The sequence below is a fragment of the Kitasatospora sp. NPDC004799 genome (assembly GCF_040609095.1).
Taxonomy (GTDB): domain Bacteria; phylum Actinomycetota; class Actinomycetes; order Streptomycetales; family Streptomycetaceae; genus Kitasatospora.
In genome coordinates this window covers 1-3,358 of the sequence record NZ_JBEXJK010000612.1, presented here as the reverse complement: position 1 = coordinate 3,358, position 3,358 = coordinate 1, and the positions used below count along the sequence as shown (strand labels likewise).

Below are 3,358 nucleotides of genomic sequence, written 5' to 3'. Positions count from 1 at the left end.
GTCCGCCTGGTCGTCCGCGATCAGGATCCGAACCGGCCCTGTGCCGCTGCCCGACCGCCCGCGCCGTGCCCGCGCTCCGCCGCTCTGCCTCCCGCGCCGCCCCGCGCGGCGCGTCCCGCTCCCCGACCACCTCGTGCGGCCCCGGCCACCCCGTGCGGCCCCGGGCACCCCGCGCGGCCCCGGGCCGTCGCCGGGTCACGTCGGCCGTCGCGCGTCCCGCTACCTGACCGCCGACCGTCGCGGAGTCCGCTACCCGACCGCCCGGGCCGCCGCGCGTCCCGCCGTACGGCCGGAGAACAGGCAGCCGCCCAGGAACGTCCCCTCCAGCGAGCGGTACCCGTGCACGCCCCCGCCGCCGAACCCGGCCGCCTCGCCGGCCGCGTACACCCCCGGCAGCACCTCGCCGTCCGGCCGCAGTACCCGGGAGGACAGGTCGGTCTCCAGCCCGCCCAGCGACTTGCGGGTCAGGATGTTCAGCCGGACGGCGATCAGCGGGGCGGCCGCCGGGTCGAGGATGCGGTGCGGGGCGGCGGTGCGGATCAGCCGGTCGCCGAGGTGGCGGCGGGCGCCGTGGATCGCGGTGACCTGGAGGTCCTTGGAGAACGGGTTGGCCAGCTGCCGGTCGCGGTCCTCGACGGTGCGGCGCAGCCCGTCCGGGTCGATCAGCGCCTCGCCGGCCTTGGCGTTCATGCCGCGGGCGAGGTCGGCGAGGTTGCCGGCGACCACGAAGTCCCGCCCGTGCCGCAGGTGGTCCCGGACCGGCCCGGGGGCGCCGGGCAGCGCCCGTCCGAGCACGCCGCGCACCGACTTGCCGGTCAGGTCGGGGTTCTGCTCGGAGCCGGAGAGGGTGAACTCCTTCTCGATGATGCGCTGGTTGAGCACGAACCAGGTGTACGCGTACCCGGTGGTCATGATGTGTTCGAGCGTCCCGAGGGTGTCGAAGCCGGGGAACAGCGGGACGGGCAGCCGCCGGCCGCAGGCGTCCAGCCAGAGCGAGGAGGGGCCGGGCAGGATGCGGATGCCGTGCCGGGCCCAGATCGGGTCCCAGTTCTCGATGCCCTCGGTGTAGTGCCACATCCGGTCGCCGTTGACCAGGCTGGCCCCGGCCCGGCCGGCGACCTCCAGCATCAGCCCGTCCACGTGCGCGGGCACGCCGGAGAGCATCCTGGCGGGCGGGGTGCCGAGCCGGGCCGGCCAGGCCTTGCGGACCAGGTCGTGGTTGCCGCCGATGCCGCCGGAGGTGACGACCACGGCCTGGGCGCGCAGTTCGAAGCCCCCGGCGACCTCGCGCGAGCTGGCCTCGCCCCGGCCCACCGGGCTCGGCACCAGCACCTCGCCGGTGACGGTGTCGACGGCGCCCGCGGTGGCGGACAGCCCGGTGACCCGGTGCCGGAAGCGCAGGTCCACCAGTCCGCGCGCGGCGGCCGCGCGGACCCGCCGGACGAAGGGCGCCAGCAGGCCCGGCCCGGTGCCCCAGGTGATGTGGAAGCGCGGCACCGAGTTGCCGGGCCCGTCGGCGAGGAACCCGCCGCGCTCGGCCCAGCCGACCACCGGGAAGAACCGCACGCCCAGGCCGTGCAGCCAGGAGCGCTTCTCACCGGCCGCGAAGTCCACGTACGCCTCGGCCCAGCGGCGCGGCCAGGCGTCCTCGGGCCGGTCGAAGCCCGCCGTGCCGAGCCAGTCCTGCCAGGCGAGGGCGTGCGAGTCGCGGATCCGCATCCGGCGCTGCTCGGGCGAGTCGACCAGGAAGAGGCCGCCGAAGGACCAGTGCGCCTGGCCGCCGAGACCGGCCGCGGGCTCCTGGTCGAGCAGGATCACCCGCCGTCCGGCGTCGGCGAGTTCGGCGGTGGCGGCGAGGCCCGCGAGGCCCGCTCCGATGACGATGACGTCGGCGTCCAGGGCCATGCGCAGTCCTCCGTCGCGGCTCGCGGTGGCGGCGCGCCCGGGACGCGCCGCGGCTGTGCGCCCGATACTGCGGCCCGCGGTGACGTCCGGTCAACCGGCCGGTAACAACCACCGGCGTGAATTCCGCTCCGGGCCGTTTCGGAAATGCCGTCGCCGCCCGGGCGATACCGGTGGAGCGGAACCGCGGGGAAACCGCGGGGGGAAACCGCGGGGAAATCATGGCGGGAACCGTGAGGGGAACCCTGGGGGGAAATTCGATACCCGGTGGAGCGAAATGCGAAATGCCGCCGGGGCCGTCTGACGGAATGTCGACGATTTCCGCGCGAACCGTGGACGCCCGGGAAACCTGGCGGTAACTTACCTGCGAGTAGCTGTGGCCCGGCTCGGCACGACCCCCACCCGTCGTTCTCTCTCCCCCAGGAGGAACCGTGCTCCGCCCTGCCCGGAAATCCCGGCACCTCCGGAATTCCACCGCGCTCGCCGCCGTGGCCCTCGGCGCCGCGCTCGCGCTCACCTCCACCACCGCCCAGGCCGCCGCTCCGGCGCCGAAGCACTACGTGGCGCTCGGCGACTCCTACGCCGCCGGCGCCGGCGTGCCGAGCCAGTCGGCCGGCCTGTGCCTGCGCTCCGACCGCAACTACGGCCACCTGGTCGCCGCCGCCCTCAAGGCCGGCACGTACCGCGACGTCACCTGCTCCGCGGCCAAGATCAAGGCGATGACCCAGCCCCAGTACGACGCGTTCATCCGGGTCAACGACCCGCAGCTGGACGCGGTGACCGCCGACACCGACCTGGTCACCCTCGGAATCGGCGGCAACGACCTCGCGGCCAGCGACCTCGGCCTCGGCGAGCTGGTCGCCACCTGCATCGCCGGCGCCGTCGTCAACCCGTTCGGCACGCCCTGCAAGGACGTCTACCACCACGGCTACTGGGACTGGAGCACCATGTCCTGGCAGTACGGCACCGACGACCTGGCCGAGCGGATCCGCACCACCATCGCCCCGCAGCTGGCCGACACCCTCCGGCGCATCCACGCCAAGGCGCCCGGGGCCAGGGTGCTGCTGGTCGGCTACCCGTCCGTGCTGCCCGCCGACGGCTCGACCTGCGTCCTGCGCCAGCCGGTGACCCCGGGCGACGTCGAGTACATGCACGGGGTGCTGAACACGCTGAACGCCGCCCTGAAGTCCACCGCGGCCGCGAACGGCGCGACCTACGTGGACACCGCGACGCCGACCCTCGGGCACGACGTCTGCTCGGACGACCGCTGGATCGAGGGCGCGCTGCCCGGCTCGCCCGCCGTACCGTTCCACCCGAACGCGACCGGCGAGCAGGTGATGGCGCAGGCGGTGCTTGCCGCGCTGAAGTAGCCCCGGCCCGCGCCCGGCCCTCGCCCGGCCGGGGCGCCCCGGGAAGCCCGAGGGGCCGGTGACCCCACCCGGGAACCCGCCCCACC

General features: G+C 75.2%; 2 protein-coding genes. One reads left to right on the top strand and one right to left on the bottom strand.

The window, feature by feature from the left end; genetic code table 11:
• Window positions 1-249: 249 nt before the first annotated feature.
• Window positions 250-1,905, bottom strand: a complete 1,656-nt coding sequence (locus ABZW03_RS38875) for an FAD-binding dehydrogenase (protein WP_355269307.1) — start codon at window positions 1,903-1,905, stop codon at window positions 250-252.
• A 428-nt stretch (window positions 1,906-2,333) separates the two neighbouring features.
• Between ABZW03_RS38875 and ABZW03_RS38870 the strand changes: the two genes are divergently transcribed.
• The gene (locus tag ABZW03_RS38870; protein WP_355269305.1) at window positions 2,334-3,272 is read left to right on the top strand and encodes an SGNH/GDSL hydrolase family protein; all 939 of its coding nucleotides are present in this window, start codon (window positions 2,334-2,336) and stop codon (window positions 3,270-3,272) included.
• Window positions 3,273-3,358: the final 86 nt, after the last annotated feature.

What these genes read in the sequence shown, in the direction of transcription:
- ABZW03_RS38875 (WP_355269307.1), bottom strand. Translation starts at nt 1,905, where the DNA reads ATGGCCCTGGACGCCGACGTCATCGTCATCGGAGCGGGCCTCGCGGGC.